This window comes from Streptomyces sp. NPDC001514 (genome assembly GCF_053597075.1).
Genome location: NZ_JBSFHO010000038.1, coordinates 24,295 through 49,672, shown reverse-complemented (window position 1 = coordinate 49,672; position 25,378 = coordinate 24,295). Strand labels below are relative to the sequence as shown.

The 25,378-nt window shown below is 72.0% G+C and carries 22 protein-coding genes and 2 pseudogenes; 7 read left to right on the top strand and 17 right to left on the bottom strand.

Annotated elements, in window-relative coordinates:
* Window positions 1-151 precede the first annotated feature (151 nt).
* Entirely contained in the window at window positions 152-802 is a 651-nt protein-coding gene (locus tag ACWCXB_RS31035; protein ID WP_450727091.1) for a response regulator, read from the top strand.
* Between the two features lie 160 nt (window positions 803-962).
* On the opposite strand, the gene ACWCXB_RS31030 is transcribed toward ACWCXB_RS31035, so the two are convergent.
* Entirely contained in the window at window positions 963-2,126 is a 1,164-nt protein-coding gene (locus ACWCXB_RS31030) for a sensor histidine kinase (RefSeq protein WP_450727090.1), read from the bottom strand.
* Between the two features lie 254 nt (window positions 2,127-2,380).
* Here ACWCXB_RS31030 and ACWCXB_RS31025 point away from each other — a divergent pair, with 254 nt between their 5' ends.
* Together ACWCXB_RS31025 and ACWCXB_RS31020 are read left to right on the top strand one after the other, a co-directional pair.
* Window positions 2,381-2,509 carry a hypothetical protein gene (locus tag ACWCXB_RS31025; RefSeq protein ID WP_450727089.1) on the top strand — a complete coding sequence of 43 codons (129 nt, stop codon included), beginning with the start codon at window positions 2,381-2,383 and terminating at the stop codon, window positions 2,507-2,509.
* A 138-nt stretch (window positions 2,510-2,647) separates the two neighbouring features.
* The gene (locus tag ACWCXB_RS31020; protein WP_450727088.1) at window positions 2,648-3,043 is read left to right on the top strand and encodes an ATP-binding protein; all 396 of its coding nucleotides are present in this window, start codon (window positions 2,648-2,650) and stop codon (window positions 3,041-3,043) included.
* 49 nt (window positions 3,044-3,092) lie between these two features.
* Here the strand turns inward: ACWCXB_RS31020 and ACWCXB_RS31015 are convergent, their stop codons facing one another.
* From ACWCXB_RS31015 to ACWCXB_RS30965, 11 genes and pseudogenes are all read right to left on the bottom strand, one after another.
* On the bottom strand, window positions 3,093-4,568 hold the full coding sequence (locus tag ACWCXB_RS31015; RefSeq protein WP_450727087.1) for an MFS transporter: 1,476 nt from the start codon (window positions 4,566-4,568) through the stop codon (window positions 3,093-3,095).
* A gap of 259 nt (window positions 4,569-4,827) precedes the next feature.
* Window positions 4,828-5,388: a GNAT family N-acetyltransferase gene (locus ACWCXB_RS31010; protein WP_450727086.1), complete on the bottom strand. Its 561-nt coding sequence runs from the start codon at window positions 5,386-5,388 to the stop codon at window positions 4,828-4,830.
* Between the two features lie 84 nt (window positions 5,389-5,472).
* A complete protein-coding gene (locus tag ACWCXB_RS31005; RefSeq protein ID WP_450727085.1) occupies window positions 5,473-6,300 on the bottom strand; it encodes an alpha/beta fold hydrolase in 828 nt (275 codons plus the stop codon).
* Between the two features lie 138 nt (window positions 6,301-6,438).
* A complete protein-coding gene (locus tag ACWCXB_RS31000; protein WP_450727084.1) occupies window positions 6,439-7,149 on the bottom strand; it encodes a GntR family transcriptional regulator in 711 nt (236 codons plus the stop codon).
* Between the two features lie 41 nt (window positions 7,150-7,190).
* Window positions 7,191-8,150, bottom strand: a complete 960-nt coding sequence (locus tag ACWCXB_RS30995) for an ornithine cyclodeaminase family protein (RefSeq protein ID WP_450727083.1) — start codon at window positions 8,148-8,150, stop codon at window positions 7,191-7,193.
* Window positions 8,147-9,217 (bottom strand): proline racemase family protein, encoded by a 1,071-nt coding sequence (locus tag ACWCXB_RS30990; RefSeq protein ID WP_450727082.1) that lies wholly within the window; start codon window positions 9,215-9,217, stop codon window positions 8,147-8,149. Before ACWCXB_RS30990 ends, ACWCXB_RS30995 begins: the two co-directional genes overlap by 4 nt.
* A complete protein-coding gene (locus ACWCXB_RS30985; protein ID WP_450727081.1) occupies window positions 9,214-10,215 on the bottom strand; it encodes a proline racemase family protein in 1,002 nt (333 codons plus the stop codon). The genes ACWCXB_RS30990 and ACWCXB_RS30985 overlap by 4 nt, the downstream gene beginning before the upstream one ends.
* A 35-nt stretch (window positions 10,216-10,250) precedes the next feature.
* Window positions 10,251-11,153: a dihydrodipicolinate synthase family protein gene (locus tag ACWCXB_RS30980; RefSeq protein ID WP_450727080.1), complete on the bottom strand. Its 903-nt coding sequence runs from the start codon at window positions 11,151-11,153 to the stop codon at window positions 10,251-10,253.
* A gap of 88 nt (window positions 11,154-11,241) precedes the next feature.
* Window positions 11,242-11,508, bottom strand: a pseudogene (locus ACWCXB_RS30975) (FAD/NAD(P)-binding oxidoreductase); the annotation flags it as partial.
* Window positions 11,453-12,082, bottom strand: a pseudogene (locus tag ACWCXB_RS30970) (NAD(P)/FAD-dependent oxidoreductase); the annotation flags it as partial. The pseudogenes ACWCXB_RS30975 and ACWCXB_RS30970, both read right to left, overlap by 56 nt.
* Before the next feature lie 44 nt (window positions 12,083-12,126).
* Window positions 12,127-14,514, bottom strand: coding sequence for a collagenase (locus ACWCXB_RS30965; RefSeq protein ID WP_450727079.1), 2,388 nt, complete (start codon window positions 14,512-14,514; stop codon window positions 12,127-12,129).
* Window positions 14,515-14,692: 178 nt separating this feature from the next.
* Here ACWCXB_RS30965 and ACWCXB_RS30960 point away from each other — a divergent pair, with 178 nt between their 5' ends.
* A complete protein-coding gene (locus tag ACWCXB_RS30960) occupies window positions 14,693-16,078 on the top strand; it encodes an aminopeptidase P family protein (protein WP_450727078.1) in 1,386 nt (461 codons plus the stop codon).
* A gap of 15 nt (window positions 16,079-16,093) precedes the next feature.
* On the opposite strand, the gene ACWCXB_RS30955 is transcribed toward ACWCXB_RS30960, so the two are convergent.
* On the bottom strand, window positions 16,094-16,492 hold the full coding sequence (locus ACWCXB_RS30955; protein WP_450727077.1) for a RidA family protein: 399 nt from the start codon (window positions 16,490-16,492) through the stop codon (window positions 16,094-16,096).
* Complete coding sequence (locus tag ACWCXB_RS30950) at window positions 16,489-17,631, bottom strand: acyl-CoA dehydrogenase family protein (protein ID WP_450727076.1); 1,143 nt, start codon at window positions 17,629-17,631, stop codon at window positions 16,489-16,491. Before ACWCXB_RS30950 ends, ACWCXB_RS30955 begins: the two co-directional genes overlap by 4 nt.
* A 133-nt stretch (window positions 17,632-17,764) precedes the next feature.
* Between ACWCXB_RS30950 and ACWCXB_RS30945 the strand changes: the two genes are divergently transcribed.
* The gene (locus tag ACWCXB_RS30945; protein WP_450727075.1) at window positions 17,765-19,381 is read left to right on the top strand and encodes an AMP-binding protein; all 1,617 of its coding nucleotides are present in this window, start codon (window positions 17,765-17,767) and stop codon (window positions 19,379-19,381) included.
* Between the two features lie 4 nt (window positions 19,382-19,385).
* Window positions 19,386-20,198, top strand: coding sequence for a PaaX family transcriptional regulator (locus ACWCXB_RS30940; protein WP_450727074.1), 813 nt, complete (start codon window positions 19,386-19,388; stop codon window positions 20,196-20,198).
* On the opposite strand, the gene ACWCXB_RS30935 is transcribed toward ACWCXB_RS30940, so the two are convergent.
* Complete coding sequence (locus ACWCXB_RS30935) at window positions 20,179-22,509, bottom strand: bifunctional salicylyl-CoA 5-hydroxylase/oxidoreductase (RefSeq protein ID WP_450727073.1); 2,331 nt, start codon at window positions 22,507-22,509, stop codon at window positions 20,179-20,181. The two genes, ACWCXB_RS30940 and ACWCXB_RS30935, sit on opposite strands and share 20 nt — an antisense overlap.
* 173 nt (window positions 22,510-22,682) lie before the next feature.
* Window positions 22,683-23,510 carry an enoyl-CoA hydratase family protein gene (locus ACWCXB_RS30930; protein ID WP_450727072.1) on the bottom strand — a complete coding sequence of 276 codons (828 nt, stop codon included), beginning with the start codon at window positions 23,508-23,510 and terminating at the stop codon, window positions 22,683-22,685.
* Between the two features lie 290 nt (window positions 23,511-23,800).
* Between ACWCXB_RS30930 and ACWCXB_RS30925 the strand changes: the two genes are divergently transcribed.
* The gene (locus tag ACWCXB_RS30925; protein ID WP_450727071.1) at window positions 23,801-24,301 is read left to right on the top strand and encodes an ATP-binding protein; all 501 of its coding nucleotides are present in this window, start codon (window positions 23,801-23,803) and stop codon (window positions 24,299-24,301) included.
* Window positions 24,302-24,349: 48 nt separating this feature from the next.
* On the opposite strand, the gene argF is transcribed toward ACWCXB_RS30925, so the two are convergent.
* Window positions 24,350-25,357, bottom strand: a complete 1,008-nt coding sequence (gene argF / locus ACWCXB_RS30920) for an ornithine carbamoyltransferase (RefSeq protein WP_450727070.1) — start codon at window positions 25,355-25,357, stop codon at window positions 24,350-24,352.
* Window positions 25,358-25,378 lie beyond the last annotated feature (21 nt).

Here is a 25,378-nt window from a genome sequence, read left to right as displayed (position 1 = left end):
CGCCCTCACCGGCCTGCCTCATCAGGTCCAGAGTCCGCCCGATGCTGACCCTGCGCAAGCGATCGGATCGGTCGTGCGCCCGGGCTCGCGCCGGGATGCGCCGCCGCCCGGCGACGGCGCATCCCGGCGCGAGCTGCAGCATCATGGGACGGTGATCCATGTCCTTATCGCCGACGACAGCGAGATCGTGCGCCGTGGGCTGAGCGACATCGTCGAGTCCAGTGACGACATGCATGTCGTGGCCCAGGCCTGGGACGGGCGGAGCGCCGTGGATGCCGCGCGGCAGTTCAGCCCGGATGTCACCCTGCTCGACATCCGGATGCCGGGCATGGACGGGCTGGCCGCGACCCGCGAGATGAGGGCGCTGCCGCGGCCGCCCCGGGTGCTGATCCTGACGACGTTCAGCGCGGACGAGTACGTCGACGAGGCGGTACGGGCGGGCGCCAGTGGATTCCTCCTGAAGGACACGCCTCCGGAGGAACTGCTGCGCGCCGTGCGTCAGGTGGCCGAGGGCAAGGCGGCCCTGGACCCGGCGGTGACCGGGCGGGTCCTGGACGCGCTGGCCGGGCAGGCGTCGCAGCTCACGGAGGCGGAGAAGCAGGTCCTGGAGTCGCTGTCGGAGCGCGATCTCGAGGTGCTGAAGCTGATCGCCAAGGGGCTGTCCAACGCCGATATCGGCGCCGCCCTCCACATCAGTGAGGGAACGGTCAAGGGCCAGGTCAGCCGGCTGCTGGCGAAGATCGGGGCGGGCAACCGGGTGCAGGCCGCGCGACTGGCGTACCGGGCGGGCCTGGAACGCTGACGGACGCTCAGAGGACCGCGGGTGGACGCTCGGAGTCGCGCGGGCGGTGGTCAGAGTGTCGCAGTCTGGTGCGCAGCGCGTTGCAGGCTGGTGCGCAGCGCGTCCTGCGCTCGTACTCAGCGCGTCGCGCGCTTTTGGTCGGCGCGTCGCGCGATTGTGCTCAGAGCGTCGCGGGCTTGTGCGGGATGAAGGCGCCGATGCGGTAACCGCCGTCGTACGGACCCGCCGAGAACGTGCCGTCGAGCAGCCCGACGCGCTCGGCCAGGCCGATCAGACCGTTTCCGCCGCTCGGCGGCAGTGGTGGTGCGTCCGCGTCCCCGGCGCCGGCGGCCGGGCCGTTGGTGACCTGCACCTCGACGCCGTCGAGCCGGCACTCGACCACGACGCCGACCGGCGCCCCGGGTGCATGCTTGGCTGCGTTGGTGAGCCCTTCCTGGACGATGCGGTGGATGGCGCGCTGGACCGGGGCCGGCAGCGTCTCCGGATGCCCGTCGATCCGTAGCGTCGCCTGACGGCCGAGCCGGGTCGAGCTCGCGACGAGCTTGTCGAGCTGCGAGGCGTCGGGCTGCGGCGCCCTGGCGGCCGGGCGGCCCTGGCGGTCCGGGGTGAGGACGCCGAGGACCTCGCGCAGTTCCTCCAGCGCCTGGTGGCCCTCGTCCCTGATCAGCTCGGCGGCCCGCGCGACCGCCGGGGCGGCCCGCGCCTCGGGGCCGACCTTCAGCGCGCCGGCGGTGAGCACGATGTTGCCGACGCGATGGGCGACCACGTCGTGGAGTTCGCGGGCGATACGGGCGCGCTCGCCCACCTGGGCCCGCTCGACCAGCAGATGCCGCTCCCGCTCCAGGGCGTCGATCGTGGCCTTCGCCCCGGCCGCGAGATCGCGGCGGATCGCGACGGCATAGCCGACGACGAGCGGCCCGAGAATGAGCGCGAGGGCGAACGCCCCGTACCGCAGGTCCAAGCCCGGCGGACCGGCCCACAGCGACAGCACGCCCGCGGCGCAGCCCGCCGCGCCGAAGAGGACCAGGGTGCGGATGCGCCGGTACCGCTCCCCCACGGTGTACATGGCCACGCCCAGAGCCACCGGGGTGAACGCGATCACGTACCCCACCATGACGACGACGGCCACGACGCCCGGACTCCGCCGGCGCCACCACAGCACGAAGCCGACCGCGCCCGAAGCGGCCGCCACGACGGCGGTCGACTGACCGGTGAGCAGCCCGTTCGGCGACTTGATCCAGGTGTCGGCGACGCCAACGGCCACGACGGTCGCGGTGAGCAGGGCGTCCTGCTGCCGTGCCGACCAGCGTTTCCACTCGGTCACTGCGCCCTCACCACCTCGCGCACGTCACACGTACGTGGCGCACCTGCATGGCGCACGTACATGGCGCACGTTCGCGGAGCACCTTGCGGCCACTGTATGACTTTCGTCGTTCCGGATCGCGACGACCGGCACGCCGCAGCGGTGTGCCGTGATCGGGGCCGTCGCCGTCGCGACCATGGCGTATCTGCACAGGTGGGAGCCCCCCGGCGGGCGCTGATGACCGTCGTGCCGGCCGGGCGGGCGTCGGCGCCGGTGTGGCCACACCCGTGGCGGCCGGCGTGGTGTTCGTCCTGCGGATGACCGCGATCTGCCGGCGGCTGAGCCTGCCGACGTCGAGCCCGCGGCCGCCGAGCGAGCGCGACGAAAGTTACGCCGCGATGTGACGGACGACAGTCCCGAAACCGGTAGAAAGGGACGCTTTCGGCCCCTCCCGCGCCACCAGGCTGGAAGGAGTCCACGAGGTCGGCGGGACACCGGCCCGAGGGACAGAGCTTCCCGACCGTGATGCTTGGAGCGCACCCATGACCGGAAACGGCGCCGTCGCCATCCTGCCCCGCCACCCCCGCGCAGCCGCTCAGGCCCGGCGCGTCCTCGAAGAGGTCGCCTCTGCCGACTGCGCCGTCACCGAGACTGCGGCGCTGCTGCTGTCCGAGGTGGTGTCGAACGCCGTACGCCACGCCGAGGGTGCCTCCATCGAGATCGCCGTCGCCCGCGACGAGGCCGCCGACGGCATCACCGGAGCGGTCTTCGACACCGAGCCGGGCATGAGCGGCGGTGCCCGGTCGGGCGACGAACCGGTGGACGAGATGGAGACGGGGCGCGGGCTGGATCTGCTGGAGGCGCTGGCCGGGTCCTGGGGTGTGGCCACGGTCGGCGACCGCGGCAAGTGGGTGTGGTTCCAGCTCGAGGCGGCGTGACCGGCCGCGACGTACGACCGACGTGACCGGCGGCTGCGTACGGGCGTCCTCACAGCTGCCGCGGGCCGGCACCGCCGTTGAGGCGTTCGATGTCCGAGGGGCGCACCCGGACGACCAGGAGGGCGATGAGCGCGGCGATCGCCATGAAGACCGCGGCGACGGCGAAGGCTGTGGACACCCCTGCGGTGAGGATGTCCTGGCTCGCCACCTGCTTCCCCGCCTCGTTGCCGGCCGCCGCGCCGAACACGGTGACCAGGACGGCCAGTCCGAGCGAGCCGCCGAGCTGCTGATGGGCGCTGAGGAGCCCGGCGGCCGCGCCCGACTCACGGGCCGCGACGTTCGAGAGCGCGGTCAGTGTGAGCGAGACGAACTGCAGCCCCATCCCCAGGCTGAAGACCAGGATCGGCCCCAGGATGCTGCCCGGATACGTGGAGTCGACATCGATCCGGCTCAGCCAGGCGAGGCCCGTCGTCGCCAGCAGCGCCCCGGTCACCAGGAACGGCTTCGGCCCGAACCTGGGCAGGAGTCGCGAGGCCGTCCCCGCGCCCACCGCGATGACCGTGCTGACCGGCAGGAAGGCGAAGCCGGCCTGCAGCGGGCCGAAGCCGAGGACGTTCTGGACGAAGAGCGTCAGGAAGAAGAACACGCCGAACATCGCAGCGGCGAGACTCAGCATCATTCCGTACGCCCCGGCCCGGTTGCGGTCGGCGAACATGTGCAGCGGGGTGATGGGCTGACCGGAGCGGCGCTCGACGAGGACGAACACCGCGAGGATCGCGATCGACGCGACGAACGACGCGACGGTGAGCCCGTCCCGCCAGCCGTCCTGCGCGGCCCGGATGAAGCCGTACACGAGCAGCACCATGCCGGCGGTCGAGGTCAGCGCGCCGGTCAGGTCGAAGGTGCCGGGGTGGCGCTCGGACTCCCTGATCCGGCGCGGCGCGGCCGCGGCGATGAGCAGCCCGATCGGCACGTTCACGAAGAACACCCAGCGCCAGTCGAGCCATTCGACGAGCATGCCGCCCGCGAGCAGGCCGATCGCTCCGCCGCCCGCGGAGACGGCGGCGAAGACGCCGAAGGCCCGGCTGCGTTCCGGGCCTTCCCTGAAGGTCGTGCTGATCAGGGCGAGCGCGGTCGGGGAGGCTATGGCGGCACCGGCACCCTGGAGCGCGCGGGCTGCGAGGAGCAGCGCGGAGTTCCGGGCGAGTCCGCCGAGCAGCGAGGCGATGACGAAGAGCAGTACGCCGAGGACGAAGACGCGGCGGCGGCCGAGGATGTCGCCGGACCGGCCGCCGAGCAGGAGCAGTCCGCCGAAGGTGAGCGTGTACGCGCTGACCACCCACGACAGGTTCGCCGTGGAGAGGTCGAGAGACGCCTGGATGTGCGGCAGCGCGATGTTCACGATGGTGATGTCGAGCACCACCATGAGCTGGCAGGAAGCGATGACGAGCAGCGCCCTCCCGCTGCCGTCACCCCGCTCCGGGGCGGTGGTCTGCGGTATCGGGGTCGGCTGCGGAGTGGTCATGGCGCATGCGCCCTCGGCGGAGGGCGGAGGGCGGTGGACGTCCGGAACGCGGTGGCCGTGGGCGTCCACAAGGCGGTGGACTGCGGACGCCCGGAGCGCGGTGGGCGGCGGGGTCCCTATCCGACCGTAGGCCGGGGTCGCAGACGCCGCCAGTCGATCAGAGCGCCTGCCGAACTTCCGCAGGCTTTCGGCCGCTTCGCGCAGTTCCGCCCCCGGCGCACGGCAAGGCCCTACGTCGGGTCGACCGGCATCCAGGAGCTCAGGACGCCCGCCTGCCCGCCCGCCACTCCGGCGCGAGCACCGACCAGACCTCCTCGTCGTGCCGCGTCCCCCGGTACAGGTAGCTCTCCCGCAGTACGCCTTCCTTCGTCATCCCGAGCCGCCGGGCCACGGCGATGCTGGGCCCGTTGTCCGACGAGACCCACCAGTCCACGCGGTGGATGCCCCGCTCCTCGACGGCCCAGTCGATGATCACGCGCGCGGCCCGGGTCACCAGCCCCTGGCCCACCGCCGACGGCTCCAGCCAGCAGCCCGCCTCGGCGGTGCCCTGCTCGACGTCCATCGTCCGGAGGATGACCGCGCCGACCAGCTTGCCGTCCGTCCAGATGCCGTGGATCCGCCCGGCGTCGGCTGCGGCCTTCTCCGCGTACGCCTGGAGGAACGCCCGGCTCGACTCCAGGTCCCTGACGACGTCGGGCAGCGCGTTGTGCTGCCCGATGAACTCCCGTCCCCGGTCGATATGGGCCAGGAACTCCTCGGCCTGCCACGGCTCGAGCGGGCGCAGCTCCGCACCGTCGTCGCCCAGGGATACCGCGTACATCACTGCCCTCCACCATCGGGATCACCGCATACTCCGCAGGGATCCTCGCACGGGCGGCGTACCGGCTGTCCCCGTGCTCCCCGGCTACTCGGCGATGAACGCGCGCAGCGTCGCCGCGAGCCGTTCCGGCTGGTCCTCCGCGATCAGCGTGCGGCTGTCCTCGATCTCCACGAGCCGTCCGTGCGGCAGGAGTTCGGCGAGCCGGCGGCCGTGGGCGCGGGGCATCATCAGGTCTTCGACGGCCCATACCACCAGGGCGGGCCGGTCGAACTTCCGCAGGCCCTCGGCCGCTTCGAGGAGTTCCGTCTTCCGCACGGCGAGGCCGTAGCGGCGGAAGTCCTCACGGATCGCCTTGTCGGTGCGCAGCGGTCGCAGCCAGGCGTCGACGATCTCGTCCGGTACGGGGTACTTGACGAGGGCGCCGACCCCGATGGGCAGCCGTCTCAGGGGCTTGAGCGCCAGGGTGCGGGCCAGGAAGGCGACGGCGCCGGGGATGCGGCAGGCCAGGGAGAGCATCTTTCCGGGCACGCCCGGCGGGTAGTTGTCGAACGCTTCGCAGGAGATGAGGACGAGCCGGGCGAGCCGTTCGGGGTGGCGGGCGGCGACGGTCTGGGCGCGGCCGCAGTCGCTCTCGACGAGGGTGACATCACGCAGATCGAGCCGGTCCAGGAACTCCACGACCAGGTCGTTGACGGTGTCCGGTCCCAGGGGGACGTCCGGGCGCATGGGTGTGCGGTGCGAACCGTACGGCAGGGTCGGGGCGATACAGCGATGAGCGGGGGCGAGTTCGGCGACGACCTTGCGCCAGACGCTCGCGTCGTGGACCAGCCCGTGGAGGAGGACGACGACGGGGCCCGGGCCGCCGGAGTCCTCGTACGCGATGGCCCCGGCGGAGAGTTCGATCTCGGGCATGGCGCCTCCTCGTGTCATCACGACGCTATAGGAGGAAGGCGCCCCGGGTCAGTGCGTCACCGGCGACAGGGCCGCCGCCCGACCGCTGCTGCCACCGCTGCTGCCGGCGCTGCTCCCCGCCGCAGCGGCCGAGGATCCTCAGCGGCTGCCGAGCGTTCGCTTCGGGCGCGGCTCCACCGGCTCGTCCCTGGCCTGCGCCCACAGGGAACGGACATGGCCGAGATGGCGGGCCATGCACTCCTCGGCGGCCCGCTGGTCCCCGGCCACCATCAGATCGAGCAGCTCATGGTGCTCCTCCGCGGAGGCGACCAGCAGGCCGAGTTCGTCGAGCCTCGTGAGGCCGTACAGCCGGGAGCGCTTGCGCAGGTCTCCGACGGTCTCGACCAGACGGTCGTTACCGGCCAGGGCGAGCAGGCCGAGATGGAAGCGGCGGTCCGCGTCCAGGTATCCGATCAGGTTGTGGTTCGTGGCGTGCTCCACGATCTCCTCGGCGACCGGCCGCAGCGCTTCCAGTTCGTCCTCCGTCGCGATCTGTGCGACCCGGCCGATGGTCGGCACCTCGATCAGCGCGCGGAGTTCGGTGTACTGGTCGAGGTCGCGCTCGCTGACCTCGGTGACCCGGAAGCCCTTGTTGCGCACGGGCTCGACCAGCCCCTCACGGGCGAGGTCCAGCATCGCCTCGCGCACCGGTGTGGCCGAGATCCCGAAGTCGGCCGCGAGGCCGGGTGCGGAGTACACATGGCCCGGACGGAGTTCGCCGGCCACCAGCGCGGCACGCAGGGCGTGGGCGACCTGATCGCGCAGCCGCTCCTGAGCGGTGATCAGGTTGATCTGCTTCAGGTCCCCCATGGCGCGTCCTCCGAGAATCAGTGGAGGGCAAGCGTACAAGGTCACGTTGCACTGCCCGGCTTCGTCATGGCTGCCCGATGAACGGCTGCGGCCACGGCAAGATCCTCCCAGGCCATGCCCACGCTCTTGAAGAGCTGTGGACAACCTGCGGCCGCGGTGGTCCGGCCCATGACCAGCTCGGCGAGCGTGCCCGTGATGTGGTCCGGCCCGATGGCCCCTTCCGACCCGGGAATGATGAGATCACCGGCCTCGCGAAGGGCGGCCGTCCGCGCCTCGACGTACACCGCCGAGCGGCGGACGAGCGCGCTGTCGGTTTCGCGCGCGTCCGGTTCGTGCGAGCCGACCGCGATCACGGTGGCGCGGCCCGGGACCAGCCGGCCGTCGAACAGCGGCTCGCGTGCTGTCGTGCAGCACAGGACGAAATCGGCGTCCACCACGTCGCCGGGAGTCCCGGTACGGGCGTCGAGGCCGCGCTTGCGGGCGTGGGCGGCGAGCGCCTCGGCAGGCTCCGGGCGCGGCGCGACCACCGTCACCCGGGTCAACGGCCTTTCCGCGAGGGCCGCTTCCAGATGGCCGTACGCCTGCGGTCCGGCACCGAAGAGCACGGCATGCCCGGCGTCCGGCGCCGCGAGATGCCGCAGGGCGACGGCGGAGACGGCGGGGGTGCGCAGGGCGGTCAGCGCCGCCCCGTCGAGCAGGGCGAGCGGGACAAGGGTCTCCCCGTCGAGGAGCAGATAGCTCCCGGTGATCCGGGGCAGCCCGCGCGCGGGGTTCGCCGGGGCGACGCCCGCGATCTTCACCCCGGCGTACGCCCCGGCCGCGGCGGGCATCAGCAGCAGCTGGCCTGCCGGAACGGTCACCTGGGTGCGCGGCGGGCAGTTCTCCGGGTCGAGTCCGTCCCGGAGCACCGCCTCGACGGCGTCGGCCGCGGCGGCCGGTGCCAGCAGCCCGGCGATGTCGTCGGCGTCGAGCCGGAGCAGACCCTGCGAGGACGCGGTCACAGCAGGAATCCCGTCGCCAGGGTGTCGTACGGGTCCCGTACGAAGGTGTGCTCACCGGTGCGGTGGGCGGTGCCGGTGACCTCGGTGACGGTTCCCTCGTCCGTACGGGAGACCACACGGCCGGTGAAGACCGTGCCGACGACCGACTCGTGGTGCAGGACGTCTCCGGGGCCCAGCCTGCCGTCCTCGGCCAGCAGGGCGAGGCGTGCGGAGGTGCCGGAGCCGCAGGGCGAGCGGTCGACCTGGCCGTCGGCGAAGACGGTCGCACTGACCTGGGCGGGGCCGGCGGCGGTGTCGGGCATTTCCTCGTGCAGTATCACACCGTAAACACCGGACAGCAGTGGGCCGTCGGGATGCCAGGTGGCGGGATGACCGGCGAGGGCGGCGCGGATCTCCCGCCCCGCGCGGACGAGCCGGTGCAGCGAGGCGCGGTCCACGTCGAGGCCGAGCTGCGCGGCGGGCACCGAGGCGTAGCAGGCCCCGGCGTGGGCCACATCCACGTCGGCGGTGCCGAAGCAGGTGGCGACGGGGACCTTGCGGGCCGTCACGCGGGCCGGGACGTTGCGGAAGGTGACGGCGGTGGTGCGGCCCTGAGCGCGGTGGACCGTGGCCCCGACCCGCCCGGAGGGCACGTCGATGCGGATCTGCACGGAGCCGTCGTCGGGCGCGGCGACGCGTCCGCTGTCGACCGCCCAGGCGCCGAGCGCGAGGGTGCCGTGGCCGCAGGCGGTGGAGTAGCCGTCCTTGTGCCAGAACAGGACGCCGAAGTGGGCTCCGTCGTCGTCCGGCGGTACGACGAAGCCGCCGTACATGCCCGCGTGTCCGCGGGGTTCCTGGACGAGGAGCCGGCGGATGTCGTCGAGCGGGCCCGGGCGCGGCGCGGTGGCGGAGCCCCCGGGGCCGATGGCGCCCGTGCAGCGCTCCGCCACGGTGTCACCGGGGATGGGGGGCAGCCCGTCGGCCACGATACGGAAGGGCTCACCGGCGGTGTGGTAGTCGGTGGTGCGGACAACGGTCTCGGTCCGGGAGGTGGGCGGGACCGTCGGTGGGGTCGTCGGCGGGGTCACAGGAGGAAGCCTCCGGGGAACGGGTCGGACGGATCCAGGAAGTACTGTGCCGTGCCGGTGATCCAGGCGCGGCCCGTGACGGTGGGGATGACGGCGGGCAGTGCGCCGACCGTGGTCTCCCCGACGAGGCGGCCGGTGAACTCGGTGCCGATGAAGGACTCGTTGACGAAGTCCCGGCCGAGGGGAAGCTCACCTCGGGCATGGAGCTGGGCCATCCGGGCGCTGGTGCCGGTGCCGCACGGGGAGCGGTCGAACCAGCCGGGGTGGATGGCCATGGCGTGCCGGGACCGTACGGCGTCCGAGCCCGGGGCGGCGAGATAGACGTGCTTGACGCCGCCGATGCCGGGGTTCTCGGGGTGGACGGGCCGGTCGGTGGCGTTGATGGCGTCCATGACGGCGAGTCCGGCGGCGAGCAGATCGTCCTTGCGGGCGCGGTCGAAGGGCAGGCCGAGAGCGTCCAGGGACACGAAGGCGTAGAAGTTGCCGCCGTATGCCATGTCATAGGTGACCGTGCCATGTCCGGGTACCTCGACCTTGCGGTCGAGCCCGAGGCAGAACGACGGCACGTTGGTGAGCGTGACGGATGTGGCCTCGCCGTCCTGGACCTGTACGTCCACGCTGACGAGCCCGGCCGGGGTGTCGAGGCGGACCGTGGTGACCGGTTCGGTGACCGCCACCATGCCGGTCTCGACGAGGACGGTGGCGACGCCGATGGTGCCGTGGCCGCACATGGGCAGCAGTCCGGACACCTCGATGTACAGCACCCCGTAGTCGGCGTCCGGCCGGGTGGGCGGCTGCAGGATCGCGCCGCTCATGGCGGAGTGGCCGCGCGGCTCGTACATCAGCAGCGTGCGGATGTGGTCGAGGTGCTCGATGAAGTACTGGCGGCGCTCGGCCATGGTGGCGCCGGGAATGACACCGACACCGCCGGTGACGACCCGGGTCGGCATGCCTTCGGTGTGCGAGTCGACGGCGTGGTAGACGTGGCGGGTGCGCATGGGGTCCCTTCTCGCTGCTGCTCGGTTCCTGCCGGCTACCGGTGGCCCTCGGCGAGCGCCTTCTCCGTGGCTGCTCGTACGGCCGTCTCCTGTTCGCCGGTGAGAGGTGAGCGCGGGGGCCGGGTCGGACCGCCGGTACGGCCCGCCAGGTCCATGGAGAGCTTGATGGCCTGGACGAACTCGGTCCTGGAGTCCCAGCGCAGCAGCGGGTGCAGGGACTTGTAGAGCGGCAGCGCGGTGTCCAGGTCCCCCGCGACAGCGGCGTGGTAGAGGGTGGCGCAGGAGGCGGGCAGCGCGTTGGGGTATCCGGCGATCCATCCGACCGCGCCGGCCAGGGCGAGTTCGAGCAGGACGTCGTCGGCGCCGACCAGCAGATCGAGCCCCGGTGCGAGTTCGGCGATCTCGTACGCCCGGCGGACGTCGCCGCTGAACTCCTTGACGGCGACGATGCTCTGCTCGCCGTGCAGTCGGGCGAGGAGGGCGGGTGTGAGATCGGTTCTGGTGTCGTACGGGTTGTTGTACGCGACGACGGGCAGGCCGCTGCGCGCGACGTCGGCGTAGTGGGCGGCGACCGCTTCCTCGTCCGCCCGGTAGGCGTTGGGCGGCAGGAGGAGGACGGATCCGGCGCCGGCCTCGGCGGCCTGCTCGGCCCAGCGGCGGGCTTCGGCGCTGCCGTACGCCGAGACGCCGGGCATCACGCGGTCCCCGTCGCCCGCCGCCTCGACCGCGGTACGGACGACGCGGGCGCGTTCGTCGTCGGTGAGCGTCTGGTACTCGCCGAGGGAACCGTTCGGGACGACGCCGTCGCAGCCGTTCTCGATCAGCCAGGCGACATGCTCCGCGTAGGCGTCGTGGTCGATGGAGAGATCGTCGCGCAGGGGCAGGGCGGTGGCGACCATGATGCCGTGCCAGGGCCGCGTGCGGGGTGCGGGTGCCATAGCAACTCCTAGTATGAGGTGTGACATTTTACTAACCACCGCGACAGCGCCACAAGGGCAAGCCCCGTCATGGAAGCGGAAGAGTGAACGTCACGGCCTCGACCCGGTCCGTGCCGTGAGCGGCGGTGACCGCGTGCCGGGTGAGCAGCCGTACGCCGTGCCGGAGCAGCGCGCCGCCGTGCACAGCCGCCTCGGCGAGCTTGCCCGGATTGCGTACGAGGGCCGGGAGTTGACGGGCGTACGCCGGATAAGCGGCGGCCTCCACGACGGCGGGCACCGTGGCCCCCGCGGCCGCGAGGGTCCCGGCGACGGCGAGCAGCAGCGGACCGCTGCCCGCGACGACGGTCCGGCGGCCGAGCGAGGTCGCCGCCCCAGGTGCCGGTGGCGTTGACGGCGGCGGGGGCGTGGAGTTCGCCGCGTTGCGTACATACGCCTCGGATGGTGCCGTCCGGGCCGGTGAGGACGGCGGCGACTTCCTCGCCGAGGCGGACGTCGGCGCCTGATTCCCGTGCCGAGCGCAGGAGTTGTGCGGCTGCCCGGGCGGGCTGGACCTGGGCGCCCTGCGGGTAGTGGAAGCCGCCCGCGAGTCCGTGCGCGAGGTGGGGCTCCAGGCCGTGGAGCCGGCCGGCGGGGATTTCGTGTGCCTCGACGCCGGCTTTGCGCTGGTCTTCGGCGAAGTCGCGCAGTGCCGTGAGGGCGGTCTCGTCGGGCGCCACGACGAGACCGCCCTTGGGCTCGTACTCCGTCTCCGGTGGGAGGACGTCGGTGAGTTCGCGCCGGAGTCGGGTGGACAGCAGCGCGAGGTCGAGCTCGGGTCCCGCCTCCTTGTCGGAGACGAGAGATTGCCTTCCCCGGCGCCGGTGATGACGGCGTCCAGGGGACCACGAGTTGTCTGGTGGTCCCAGCAATAATATGTCACATTGCTGCATCCCCGGGGAAGGCAACCACCGGGAACGTCACCGACCGGTCCGGCTCAGCTGCGCAGCGGCCCTTCGCAGCGGTAGGTCGACGTTCCCGCACGGCCGTTGGACCAGATCTCGACCGGCCCGAAGGAGCAGTTCATGTCGGCGAGATTGGTGGAGGCCGCTGCGGCCCGGTCGAGGATGAAGTAGTCGACCGTCTCGGACATGTCCTTGAAGACGAGGTCCGCATCACCGGCGCCGGAGAGGTTGGCGGTGATCCTGCCCGTACAGATGAAGCGCCGCTTTCCCGGATCGCCGTTCTCCGTGCAGGCCGGGTCGGCGTGCGTGGCGGCGGCGAAGGAGGCGCGGACGGCTTCGGGCGAGGCGTCCCTCAGCCGCTCGTTGGGCGTGTAGGTGGTGTTGGGCACGAACAGGTCGTCGACTTTCGCGATCTGCGCGTCCAGGAAGCTGTCGTAGGCGCGCTGGAGCGCCGGGTCGCCGCCGAGCCGGTTGCGCCACGCGTCGAAGGCCGCCGGGTCGTCGGCCCGCAGATGGCCGTACATCTCCCGTAGCAGCGAGGGCCGTTCGGTCCACAGGTACTCGAAGAACGTGCCCGCGTAGTCGTAGAAGCGGAAGCCGTCGCCGTCGTAGGTGGCGTGCAGCAGCTGGTTCACGGTCATCCGCGGGCCGCCGCCGGCGGTGTCGTCGATGACGCCCTGGACCAGGGATTTGCGGACCGCGATGCCGTCGTCGCGGGTGGACCCGTCGAAGAACTCCGCCGTGCCCTCGTCCATCGCGGTGGTGCGGTCTCCGCTGTACCAGGGGCCTTGGCCGAAGTATCCCGGCACGGCCCAGCGGCCGTTGAGGTAGTGGACGTACTCGTGCCGGAAGAGCTCTTCGAGGGTGAGCGAGGAGTCCTGCGGCACCCGGCGCTGGTAGGTGTAGAAGGTGGCGCCGCGCTCGATGTAGATGCCGCCGTTGTTGGTGCCCATGCCGGTGAGGATGGGGTGGTAGATCTCGTAGTCGGCGCGGGAGCCGTACAGCACGATGTTCAGGGTGGTGTTGGTGTCGCCGGCGAGCGGCTGTTCGGCGCCGAGGACCCGGTGGAACTGCGCCTTGACCTGCTTGCTCGCGTAGTAGAGCTGGTCGACGGTGGCACGGTCGAGGCCGGTGCGGACCTTGATGGCTCCGCTGTCATATGTGTAGGTGTACGGGAAGATCTGCCGTTCGATGTCATCCTTGCAGACCGCGTACGGCTTGCAGGCCTCGTAGAAGTTCAGCCAGGTGACGAGTGAGGCCCAGGGCCGGCTGCCGTTGCCGAAGTTGGTGCGGGTGGCGGGCAGCAGGGCGCCGAGGTCGGGCACGATCTGCGCCTTGAGCGCGTCCACCTGGCCGAAGCGGCCGTACTCGCTCAGCGCGTCGCGCACGACCCATTCGTTCACCGTGCCCTTGAGGTGGGTGTAGCCGGCGAACGCCTTGAAGGCGGCGCGGTACGAGGCGTTCCGGGTGACCACGTTGTGGAACGCGGTGTCCCCGTTGCCCGGGTAGATGCCGAGGTAGTTGACGGAGAGGGCGGCCAGGGCCGCGCCGCCCCAGGAGGCGTTGTCGTACTGGCCCGGGTGGTACTTGTCCATCGTGGCCAGGACCTTCTTGATCAGGGCGAGCTGGCTGTGCCGAAGGCCGGGGGCGCTGCCGGTGTAGAGGGCCTCGCGGAGAGTCTCGGCGTTGGTGCGGGTGACCTGGAAGGTGCGGGACGCGGTGCCGAAGTCGTGGATCGCCCGGCGCAGTACCTCGGTGGTCGGGACATCGGTGATGTCGATCTCGGGACGCGAGAAGTCGTGGTACACGACCGCATGGAGGTAGGTGAACATCTCCAGCAGGTGCGTGCTGTTGCGGCCGTCGTGCGCGGTGGCCAGGGAGGATATTCGCCGGCCCACGGCCTGGACGTGGGCGTCCGACATGACCGGCGCGAGGTGCGCGTCCCAGGTCCAGATGAGGTCGCTGAGGCAGCCGTCGGCGGTGACCGCCGGGTCGGCGAGGAAGTCGGCGAGCTGCTCGGGGCCGAGGCGGGTGATGCCGTCGAGCGTGCAGGGCACTCCTGCGGCGCGGGGGGCGGCGCCGCGGGAGGCATCGCTCTTTCCTGGGGCCGGGTTCTGCCGGCCGGGTATGCGGCCTTCGGCCAGCTCGCCCGGCGCGGGGGCGGGCTCGGCGACCGGCTTGGGGGCCCTGGCGAGGCGGTCGACCTCGTCGAAGGGGTTGTGGCCGTGGGAGGCGCCGGCCGTGGCGGGTGTGGGCCGGCCGGCGAAGGCGGCGGGGACGGTAGGGGCGGTGGGGTCGGTGCGTTCCGTGGCGGTCGCCCGGGCGGTCTGGCCGAGCGAGGCGAGGAGGGTGACGGCGACGGCTGCGGCGAGCAGCGGGGTGCGCGCGGATCTGAGCAGCACGGATCGTGGCTGGGACACCGAAGGCTCCTGTGTGGGAGGTGGCTGTGTGGTGGCGTGACAGCGGTGCGTTGATCGCGAAGTCCCTTGGTGCACGCGGGGATTGGCCGTACAGAAGGAGCGCGATGTGACCCGTAACATAGTAATGTGAAATTGCACTGACAAGCCCTCAGCGCCCTTCCGTCTCCCAGGAGTCGAGATGACCGGCACCCCGCACCGCATCCAGCCTCTCCACACCGGAAGCCATGACCTGCCCGTTTCAGCGGAGTTGGCGGCGTTCATGAGCACCGGATGGGCCGATGTTCCCCCGCCCGCCGATGCCCTCGTCCCGGCTCGCGCCGTCACCCCGGCCCGCCGCGCCCGGCTGTCCGCGCGCTTTCCGGGTGAGCGACTGCTGATCCCCGCTGGTGAGTTGAAGGTCCGCTCCAACGACTGCGACCACCGGTTCCGTCCGCACAGCGCGTACGCCTGGCTGACGGGTCTGACCGGCGAGGACCAGCCCGGTCATGTGCTCGTGATGGAACCTTCGGGTCCGGGCGGCGGCCACGAGGCGGTGCTGTACATGCGCCCGCGGCCGGCGCGCGGCAGCGGCGACGATGCGTTCTACCGGGACCGCAGGTACGGGGAGTTCTGGGTGGGCCGCCGTCCCGACCTCGCCGAGGCCGAGCAGCTGACCGGTGTCCGCTGCGTCCACCTCGACGGCCGCGACCTGCTGCCGCCGGGCCGCGATGCCGCGACCGACCCGGAACTGGCCACGGCCCTCGCAGAGCTCCGTCTGGTCAAGGACGCCTGGGAGGTCGGGCAACTGCAGCGTGCCGTCGACCACACCACGGCCGGCTTCGAGGACGTCGTAAGCGCGCTGCCCCGCGCTCTCGCCCACCCGCGCGGCGAGCGCTGGATCGAGGGCGTCTTCGGACTGCGCGCCCGGTTGGAGGGCAACGGCACCGGCTACGAAACCATCGCCGCCTCCGGCGCGCATGCCTGTGTCCTGCACTGGACACGCAACGACGGCCCGCTCGACCCCTCCGAGCTGCTGCTGCTCGACGCGGGCGTGGAGACCGACACCCTCTACACGGCCGACATCACCCGTACCCTGCCGCTCTCCGGCCGCTTCTCCCCCGTGCAGCGAGGGGTGTACGAACTCGTCCTCGCCGCACAGGAGGCAGGCATGGCCGCACTCAGGCCGGGCGCGCGGTTCCGCGATTTCCACCGCGCCGGCATGCGGGTGATCGCGGAAGGACTGGCCGACTGGGGTGTGCTGAAGAACGCCGAGGGCGACTTCCACCGGCGCTACACGCTGTGCAGCAGCGGCCATATGCTCGGCCTCGACGTGCACGACTGCGCCAGGGCCCGCGCGGAGGCCTATCTCGACGGGGTGCTGGAGGAGGGCCAGGTCCTGACCGTCGAGCCCGGCCTGTATTTCCAGCCCGACGACGAGACCCTGCCTGCCGAGCTGCGCGGTATCGGGGTGCGCATCGAGGACGATCTGGTCGTCACGGCGGACGGCGCCCGGCTGATGTCGGGTGCGCTGCCCCGTACGCCGGACGCCGTCGAGGAGTGGATGGGCACGCTGCTGGACGGGTGAGCGTGCGCTGGGGGCCTACGGCAGTACGGCGAACCCGTCCAGCTCGACGAGGGCCTGTTCGTCCCAGAGGCGTACGGCCCCGATGACCGCCATCGCGGGGTAGTCCCGTCCCGCGAGCCGGTGCCACACGCGGCCCAGTTCGGCGGCGTGCGCGCGGTAGTCGGCGACATCGGTGGCGTAGACGGTGACGCGGGCGAGGTCGTGCGGGGTGCCGCCGGTCGCGGCGAGGGCGGCGAGGAGGTTGGTGAGGGCGGTCTCGAACTGCTCGACGAGCCCGGTCCCGACGACCTTGCCGTCCGTGTCGAGTGCGGTCTGTCCGGCGAGGAAGACCAGCCGGGAGCCGGTGGCGACGACGGCGTGCGAGAAGCCTCCGGCCGGCGACAGCCCGGGCGGGTTGATGCGTTCGAGGCTCATCGGGCCTCCTCCTCGGTGCCGGTCCTGGCGTACAGCTCCTTCGCGATGATGCTGCGCTGGACCTCGCTGGCGCCTTCGTAGATGCGTGGCGCGCGGACCTCCCGGTAGAGGTGTTCGAGCAGATGGCCGCGCTGGAGTGCGCGTGCACCGTGCAGTTGCACCGCCGCGTCCACGACGTACTGGGCGGTCTCGGTCGCGAACAGTTTCGCCATGGCGGAGCGCTGCGGTACGTCCGCCGCGCCGGAGTCGTAGGCGGCGGCCGCCGCGTACACCAGCAGTCGTGCCGCCTCCGTCCGCGTGGCCATCTCGGCGGCCTGGTGGGAGACGGCCTGGAGGTCCTTCAGTGGTCCGCCGAAGGCGATCCGGCCCGACGTATGGGTGAGGGTCGCGTCGAGTGCCGCCTGCGCCATGCCGACCGCGAAGGCGCCGACGCTGGGCCGGAAGAGGTTGAGGGTGTTCATGGCGACCCGGAATCCGCCGCCGGGTTCGCCGAGCACGTCATCGCGGGTGACGGGCACGCCGTCGAAGGTGAGCGCGCCGATGGGGTGCGGCGAGAGCATCTCCAGCGCGCTGCCGGTGAGACCGGGGCGGTCGGCGGGAACGAGGAACGCGGTGATGCCCCTGGCGCCGGGCGCCTCACCCGTTCGGGCGAACACGGTGAAGAAATCCGCCTCGGGGGCGTTGGAGATCCAGCGTTTCTCACCGGTCAGCCGCCAGCCGTCATGCCCGTGCCGTACGGCGCCGAGGGCGAGCGCCGCGGCGTCGGACCCGGCGTCCGGCTCGCTGAGTGCGAAGGCGGCGACGGCCCTGCCTGCGATGACGTCCGGGAGCCAGCGCTCGCGCTGCGCGCCGGTGCCGGCCTGGACGAGCGGGTATGTACCGAGTCCCTGGAGCGCGAGGGCTGTCTCGGCCTCCGTGCAGGCGTACGCGAGGGATTCGCGCAGCACACACAGGTCGAGTGCGCTCGCGTCGCCGAACAGCCGCTTGAGCAGGCCGAGTTCGCCGAGGGCGGCGACGAGAGGCCGGTTGACGCGGCCCGGCTCGCCCTTCTCGGCGAGGGGGCGCAACCGCTCGGCCGCGAGCGTACGGAGCTCCGCGCGCCAGGCGGTCTGTTGCGGATCGAGCGAGAATACGGGCATCCGAGCCCCCACTTCCTGCGCATCTGCCGCGGACCCGTCACGGGAGCCGCCACCGGACCTATCGCGAACCGTTGACTGTCGTCACCATCACGATACGCTCGTTGCGCGACCCCACCACGACAAGGGGGCGAACATGGAGCTGACACCCTCGGCCCACCGCGACACCTTTGCGCGCGACCATCTCCCGCCCGCGGAGCAATGGCCCCGGCTGCTGCTCGACCTGCCCGAGCTGCGCTATCCGGAGCGGCTCAACTGCGGGGCGGAGCTGCTCGACGCGACGATCGAGCGGTACGGCCCGGGCAGGACCGTCTTCCGCGACGGGAACGGCACGGTCTGGACGTACGGCGAGCTGCGCGAGCACGTGAACCGCATCGCGCATGTGCTGACCGGCGAGCTGGGTGTGGTGCCGGGCAACCGGGTGCTGTTGCGCGGCCCGACCACCCCCTGGCTCGCGGCCTGCTGGCTGGCGGTGATGAAGGCGGGTGCGGTCGCCGTCACCGTGCTGGCCCAGCAGCGGTCGCAGGAGCTCGCCACGATGTGCGGTATCGCCCGGGTGGAGCATGCGCTGTGCGACGTCCGTGCGGTCGACGACCTGGTGAAGGCCGAGGTGCCGGGGCTGCGGGTCGTGGCGTACGGCGGGGACGCGCCCGACGACCTGCTGCGGCTGGCGGCCGGGAAGCCGGCGTCGTACGAGGCCGTGGCGACGGCGGCCGACGACGTCGCGCTGATCGCCTTCACGAGCGGGACGACGGGGCGGCCGAAGGGATGCATGCACTTTCACCGGGATGTGCTGGCCGTCGCCGACACCTTCTCGGCGCGGGTGTTGCGGCCCACGCCGGACGATGTCTTCGCGGGAAGTCCTCCGCTCGGCTTCACCTTCGGGCTCGGCGGCCTGGTGATCTTCCCGATGCGGGCGGGTGCATCGGCGCTGCTGCTGGAGCAGGCGGGGCCCAGGCAGTTGCTGCCGGCGATCGCCGAGCACCGGGTCTCGGTCCTCTTCACCGCACCGACCGCGTATCGCGTGATGCTGGACGACCTTGCGGGGTACGACGTGACATCGCTGCGGCGCTGTGTGTCGGCCGGGGAGAATCTGCCGGCGGCGACCTGGCAGGCGTGGCAGGAGCAGACCGGGCTGCGCATCATCAACGGCATCGGGGCGACCGAGCTGCTGCACATCTTCATCTCGGCGGCGGACGGGGACATCCGGCCAGGGACGACCGGGCTGCCGGTGCCGGGCTGGGAAGCGCGGGTCGTGGACGGCGCGACCGGGGTGCCGGTGCCGGACGGCGAGCCGGGGCTCCTGGCGGTGCGCGGGCCGGTGGGCTGCCGCTATCTGTCGGACCCACGGCAGGGCGAGTACGTGCGTGACGGCTGGAACGTCACGGGTGACACATACGTGCGCGAGCCGGACGGGTGGTTCCGCTATGTCGCCCGCGCCGACGACATGATCATCTCTGCGGGCTACAACATCGCGGGGCCCGAGGTCGAGGATGCGCTGCTGGCCCACCCCGATGTGGTGGAGGCCGCCGTGGTCGCCCGCCCCGACGAGCTGCGCGGCCAGATCGTGGCGGCGTACGTCGTGGTGCGCGACGGCGTGGCGCGGGACGAGGGGACGGCGCGGGTGCTGCGCGACTTCGTCAAGTCCCGCCTGGTGCCGTACAAGTGCCCGCGCGTGATCGTCTTCCTCGACGCGCTGCCCCGTACGCCGACGGGCAAGCTGCAGCGCTTCCGGCTGAGGGCCCTAGAGTGATCACGTGGCCGAGCAGCACACCCCCCGTTCCCTGATCGTCACCCTGTACGGCGCGTACGGACGCGAGGCCGCGGGGCCCCTCGCGGTGGCGGAGCTGATCCGTCTGCTGGGTGCGCTCGGGGTGGACGCTCCGTCCGTGCGCTCCTCGGTCTCCCGGCTCAAGCGGCGCGGCCTGCTCGTCGCGGAGCGCACGGCGTCCGGTGCGGCCGGTTACGCGCTGTCGGCGGACGCCCGCCAGCTCCTCGACGACGGTGACGAGCGCATTTACGGCCACTCCGCGCCGAAGCTGTCCGACGGCTGGGTGCTCGCGGTCTTCTCCGTCCCCGAGGCCGAACGCCACAAGCGCCATCTCCTGCGCTCCCGGCTCGCCCGCCTGGGCTTCGGCACGGCCGCGCCCGGCGTCTGGATCGCCCCGGCCCGCTTCTACGAGGAGACCCGGCACACGCTGCGCCGCCTCCAGCTCGATCCGTACGTCGACCTCTTCCGCGGCGAGCACCTCGGCTTCGCGGCGACGGCGGACGCGGTGGCCCGCTGGTGGGACCTGGCGGCGATCGCGAAGCAGCACGAGGAGTTCCTGGACGCGCACGGTCCGGTGCTGCGGGTGTGGGAGTCCCGCCCCGACACCCCGCCCGAGGAGGCGTACCGCGACTACCTCCTGGCCCTCGACTCCTGGCGCCGCCTGCCCTACGCGGACCCGGGCCTGCCGGAGGAGCTCCTGCCCGACGACTGGCCGGGCGGCCGTTCGGCAGCGGTCTTCACGGGGCTGCACAAGCGGCTGCGGGACGCGGGGGCGGAGTTCACGACGACGGCAGCGTGAGGCGGGGCCTCGGGGCGTCCGTGCGGCCCGTCGGGGGTTTACGGCTCCCGGCCCGGTACGGGAGCGGCCAGGGGGCGGCCGGGCCGGTGTAGTCCTGGTCGGCGGCCGCGTGGAGGGTCCAGTGCGGGTCGTACAGGTGGGGGCGGGCCAGGGCGCAGAGGTCGGCGCGGCCTGCGAGGAGGAGGGAGTTGACGTCGTCCCAGGAGGAGATCGCACCGACGGCGATGACCGGGACGCGGAGGATGTTGCGGATCCGGTCGGCGTAGGGGGTCTGGTAGGAGCGGCCGTACTCGGGTTGTTCGCCGTGGACGACCTGGCCGGTGGAGACGTCGATGGCGTCGGCGCCGTGGGCGGCGAACGCGCGGGCGATCTCCACGGCGTCCTGCGCGGTGGTACCGCCCGGTGCCCAGTCGGTGGCGGAGATGCGGACGGTCATGGGCCGGTCGTCGGGCCACACGTCCCGGACGGCGTCGAAGACTTCGAGCGGGTAGCGCAGCCGGGCGGCGAGGGAGCCTCCGTACCCGTCCGTGCGCCGGTTGGTGAGCGGGGAGAGGAAGCCGGAGAGCAGGTAGCCGTGGGCGCAGTGGAGTTCGAGCAGGTCGAATCCGCAGTGCGCCGCGCGTGCGGCCGCCGCGGCGAACTGGTCGCGGATTTCGGTGAGTCCGGCCCGGTCGAGCTGATGCGGGACCTGGTTGACGCCCGGTCGGTACGGGAGCGGTGAGGCGGCGACCAGCGGCCAGTTGCCGTCCGGCAGGGGCTGGTCCATGCCCTCCCACATCAGCCGGGTGGATCCCTTGCGGCCGGAGTGGCCGAGCTGGACGCCGATGGCCGTACCGGGCGAGCGCGTGTGGACGAAGTCGGTGACGCGCTGCCAGGCGATGGCCTGTTCGTCGGTGTAGAGGCCGGCGCAGCCGGGTGTGATGCGGCCGTCGGCGCTGACGCAGACCATCTCGGTCATGACGAGTCCGGCGCCGCCGAGGGCCCGCGCGCAGAGGTGGACGAGATGGAAGTCGCCGGGGACGCCGTCCTCGGCGGAGTACATGTCCATGGGCGAGACGACGACGCGGTTGCGCAGGGTCAGTCCGCGCAGCCGGAAGGGGGTGAACATCGGCGGCGTGCCGGGCGGGCAGCCGAAGTCCCGCTCGACGGACTCGGTGAACGCCGCGTCGCGCAGCCGGAGGTTGTCGTGTGTGACACGGCGGCTGCGGGTGAGGAGGTTGAAGGCGAACTGCCGTGGCGGCTGGTCGAGATACGTCCCGAGCTCCTCGAACCAGCGCAGACTGGCCGCCGCGGCGCGCTGCGTCGACTCCACGACGGGCCGGCGCTCGGTCTCGTACGCCGCGAGTGCCTCGGGGAGCGTGGGCTGCTCCTCGATGCAGGCGGCGAGGGCGAGGGCGTCCTCGACGGCGAGTTTGGTGCCGGAGCCGATGGAGAAGTGGGCGGTGTGCGCGGCGTCGCCGATGAGCACCGTGTTTCCATGCGCCCAGCGGTCGTTGACGACCGTGCGGAAGGCGATCCATGAGGAGCTGTTGCCGCGCAGCGGGCGGCCGCCGAGGGCGTCGGCGAAGACCTTGGCGCAGCGTTCGGCCGACTGCTGCTCGTCGCACTCGTCGAGGCCGGCGGCCCGCCAGACCTCCTCGCGCATCTCGACGATGACGGTGGAGGCCCGGGGTGAGTAGGGGTAGCCGTGGAGTTGCATCACGCCGTGCTCGGTCTCGGCGATCTCGAAGCGGAAGGCGTCGAAGGCGAAGTCGGCGGCGAGCCAGATGTAGCGGCAGCGGTGGGTCGTGATGCGGGGTGCGAAATCGTCGGCGTGCGCGGCGCGGGTGAGGCTGTGCACACCGTCGGCGGCGATGACGAGGTCGTACGAGGTGGCGAGCTCGGCGGCGGGCGGGGCCTGGGTACGGAACCGGAGCCGCACCCCGAGGGATGCGCACCGCTCGTGCAGGATCTCCAGCAGCCTGCGCCGGCCGAGCGCGGCGAAACCGTGTCCGCCGGAGGTGAGGGTGTGGCCGCGGTGGACGATGTCGATGTCGTCCCAGCGGACGAACTCGTCCTGGAGTGCCTGGTACACGGCGGGGTCGGCGTGCTCGATGCCGCCGAGGGTCTCGTCGGAGAGGACGACGCCGAAGCCGAAGGTGTCGTGGGGGGCGTTGCGCTCCCACACGGTGACGTCGCGGCGGGGGTCGAGCCGCTTCAGCAGTGCGGCGGCGTACAGTCCGCCGGGGCCGCCGCCGATGACGGCGACGCGGAGGGGGGTCGGCGACCCCCGCTGGGGCTCCGCCCCTGACCGCGCTTCCGGGTGCTCCATCGGAGCCCGTCCGGCGATTGAGGACGGATACCCGGGCCGGCAGCCGGACGGTACAGGTTGGCCTGGAAGCCCGCCTGAAGGGCTCCCGGGTTCCGGGGCGGAGCCCTGGTGGGGGGCCCGGGGCTCGCTGCCGGTTCGAGGGCCGCGGGGCTCCCCCGCGTACGACGGCATCGTCAGCGCCCCTGCCAGTTCGGGGCGCGCTTCTCCGTGAAGGCCGCGTGGAACTCCGCGTAGTCCTCGCCGTTCATGAGCAGCGCCTGCGTCGCCGCGTCCAGCTCCACCGCTGCGGCGAGCGGCATGTCGAGTTCCGCGGTGAGCAGGGCCTTGGTCTGGGCGTGGGCGAGGGCGGGGCCGTCGGCGAGGCGGCGGGCGAGGGCCGCGGCCGCCTTGTCCGCCTCGCCCTCCCCGGTCAGCTCGCTGATCAGCCCGATCCGCTCGGCCTCGACGGCCCGGACCGGCTCGCCGAGCATCAGGAGCCGCGTGGCGTGCCCGAGCCCGACGACACGGGGCAGCAGGTACGCCGCGCCCATGTCGCCGCCGGAGAGGCCGACCTTGGTGAAGAGGAAGGAGAAGCGGGCGGACGGGTCCGCGACCCGGAAGTCGGCGGCCAGGGCGAGCACCGCCCCGGCTCCCGCGGCCACGCCGTGCACCGCCGCGATCACGGGGAAGGGGCACTCGCGCAGAGCCCGCACGACCTGCCCGGTCATCCGGTTGAAGTCGAGGAGCTGGGCGGTGTCCATGGCGAGTGTGGCGCCGATGATCTCGTCGACGTCGCCGCCGGAGCAGAAGCCGCGGCCCTCGCCGCCGAGGACCAGCGCGCGCACGGAGCGTTCGCGGGACAGTTCGGCGAGCAGGTCGCGCAGGTCGGCGTAGGCGCCGAAGGTGAGCGCGTTGAGCTTCTCGGGGCGGTCGAGCGTGACGGTCGCGACGCCGTCCTGCCTGGTCAGGCGTAGATGGCGCCACTCGTCGGTGCGGGGCGCGGAGCTGGGAAAGGGGCTCATGGGCGCGGCCTCCCTCGGGCTGCCGGCTGCTGCGGACTGCTGCCGGCCAGTGCCTGCACCACGAAGTTATCACTTCTACGTGACTCCCGTCACGAGTGCGCGATACGGTGCGGGCCACCCTCCCGGATGGGCCCCGACGACCCGTCACACGGTCGCGGCTCGGCAAAGGTCCTGTATCAGGTGGGGCACAGGTCCTGGGACGGATGGCCCGGGGCCCCTTGATCGGGCCCTACCGGTCCGTATGGTTGCAAGCAGTACCAGAGGTACGGAGCACAGCGAACGGACCCGTCTTGTGTAAAGCCCCCTCCACCGCCGCAACTGCGGCGGCCGCGAACACCACGTCCTGGCGTCTCGCGCTGCCGCACACGACGGCCGCGATACCGCTCGCCCGTGCCCTGATCCGTACCGCCTTCGCGGACCTCGAGGCAGCGGCCGACAGCGACACCGCGGAGCTCCTCACGGCGGAGCTCGTCGCCAACGCAGTGGAGCACACCGCGGGGCAGGGCCCGATCCAGCTGGTGGTGGAGCTGCTGCCGACGGGCTGCCAGGTCGAGGTGCACGACCATGACCCCGCCCCGCCGGGCGGCCTCTGCGACCCGCTGCCGGACTCGGAGCCCGACCCCTGGCAGGAGCACGGGCGCGGCCTGCTCCTCATCCGCGCCCTCAGCTCCGGCTGCGGGCACCGCCCCACCCCTCACGGCAAGGCGGTCTGGTTCACGCTTCCCGCGGCTGCGGACACGGCCGCCTCTCCGGCCGTGCCGCATCCTCGCCCGCCGCACGCGGAGTCGTAGGGATTGTAGGGGTCGAAAGACTCGTAGGGGTCACCCACTCCTACCCGGCTATGCGCCTGCACCGAGCGTCGCCACCAGCACCGCCTTGATCGTGTGCATGCGGTTCTCGGCCTCGTCGAAGACCACCGAGTGGGCGGACTCGAAGACCTCGTCCGTGACCTCGAGCTCGGTCAGGCCGTGGCTCTCGAATATCTCCCGCCCGATCCTGGTACCCAGATCGTGGAATGCCGGCAGACAGTGCAGGAACTTGACGTCCGCATTGCCGGTGGCGCGCAGCACGTCCATCGTCACCGCGTACGGGGCGAGGGCCTTGATGCGCTCGTCCCACTTCTCCTTCGGTTCACCCATCGAGACCCATACGTCGGTGGCGACGAAGTCGGCGCCTGCGACACCCTCGGCGATGTCCTCGGTGAGCGCGATCCTGGCGCCGCTGGCGGCGGCGGCCTCGCGTGCGGCGGCGACGATCTCGTCCGCCGGCCAGTACGCCGCGGGCGCGACGATCCGTACGTCCATACCGAGGAGGGCACCGGTGACCAGGTAGGAGTTGCCCATGTTGAAGCGGGCGTCGCCGAGATAGGCGAAGGCGATGCCCGTCAGCGGCTTGTCGCTGTGCTCGGTCATGGTCAGCACATCGGCGAGCATCTGGGTGGGGTGCCAGTCGTCGGTCAGTCCGTTGAAGACGGGGACGCCGGCGAAGGCGGCGAGTTCCTCGACGGTCTCCTGACTGCTCCCGCGGTACTCGATCCCGTCGAACATCCGCCCGAGCACCCGGGCCGTGTCCCTGACCGATTCCTTGTGGCCCAGCTGCGAACCGGAGGGGTCCAGATACGTCGTCGACGCCCCCTGGTCGGCGGCGGCGACCTCGAAGGCGCACCGCGTACGCGTCGACGTCTTCTCGAAGATCAGCGCGATGTTCCTGCCGCGCAGTCGCGGGATCTCGCTGCCGGCCCGCTTGGCGGCCTTGAGTTCGGCGGCCAGGTCGATCAGGCCGCGGAACTCTTCCGCGGTGAAGTCGAGCTCCTTGAGGAAGTGGCGGCCTTCGAGGTGTGTCGCCATGGTGGGTGCTCCTGGGTCGCG

What these genes read in the sequence shown, in the direction of transcription:
- ACWCXB_RS31020 (WP_450727088.1), top strand. Translation starts at nt 2,648, where the DNA reads ATGACCGGAAACGGCGCCGTCGCCATCCTGCCCCGCCACCCCCGCGCA.
- ACWCXB_RS31015 (WP_450727087.1), bottom strand. Translation starts at nt 4,568, where the DNA reads ATGACCACTCCGCAGCCGACCCCGATACCGCAGACCACCGCCCCGGAG.
- ACWCXB_RS31010 (WP_450727086.1), bottom strand. Translation starts at nt 5,388, where the DNA reads ATGTACGCGGTATCCCTGGGCGACGACGGTGCGGAGCTGCGCCCGCTC.
- ACWCXB_RS31005 (WP_450727085.1), bottom strand. Translation starts at nt 6,300, where the DNA reads ATGCCCGAGATCGAACTCTCCGCCGGGGCCATCGCGTACGAGGACTCC.
- ACWCXB_RS31000 (WP_450727084.1), bottom strand. Translation starts at nt 7,149, where the DNA reads ATGGGGGACCTGAAGCAGATCAACCTGATCACCGCTCAGGAGCGGCTG.
- ACWCXB_RS30985 (WP_450727081.1), bottom strand. Translation starts at nt 10,215, where the DNA reads ATGCGCACCCGCCACGTCTACCACGCCGTCGACTCGCACACCGAAGGC.
- ACWCXB_RS30980 (WP_450727080.1), bottom strand. Translation starts at nt 11,153, where the DNA reads ATGGCACCCGCACCCCGCACGCGGCCCTGGCACGGCATCATGGTCGCC.
- ACWCXB_RS30960 (WP_450727078.1), top strand. Translation starts at nt 14,693, where the DNA reads ATGACCGGCACCCCGCACCGCATCCAGCCTCTCCACACCGGAAGCCAT.
- ACWCXB_RS30955 (WP_450727077.1), bottom strand. Translation starts at nt 16,492, where the DNA reads ATGAGCCTCGAACGCATCAACCCGCCCGGGCTGTCGCCGGCCGGAGGC.
- ACWCXB_RS30950 (WP_450727076.1), bottom strand. Translation starts at nt 17,631, where the DNA reads ATGCCCGTATTCTCGCTCGATCCGCAACAGACCGCCTGGCGCGCGGAG.
- ACWCXB_RS30945 (WP_450727075.1), top strand. Translation starts at nt 17,765, where the DNA reads ATGGAGCTGACACCCTCGGCCCACCGCGACACCTTTGCGCGCGACCAT.
- ACWCXB_RS30935 (WP_450727073.1), bottom strand. Translation starts at nt 22,509, where the DNA reads ATGGAGCACCCGGAAGCGCGGTCAGGGGCGGAGCCCCAGCGGGGGTCG.
- ACWCXB_RS30930 (WP_450727072.1), bottom strand. Translation starts at nt 23,510, where the DNA reads ATGAGCCCCTTTCCCAGCTCCGCGCCCCGCACCGACGAGTGGCGCCAT.
- argF (WP_450727070.1), bottom strand. Translation starts at nt 25,357, where the DNA reads ATGGCGACACACCTCGAAGGCCGCCACTTCCTCAAGGAGCTCGACTTC.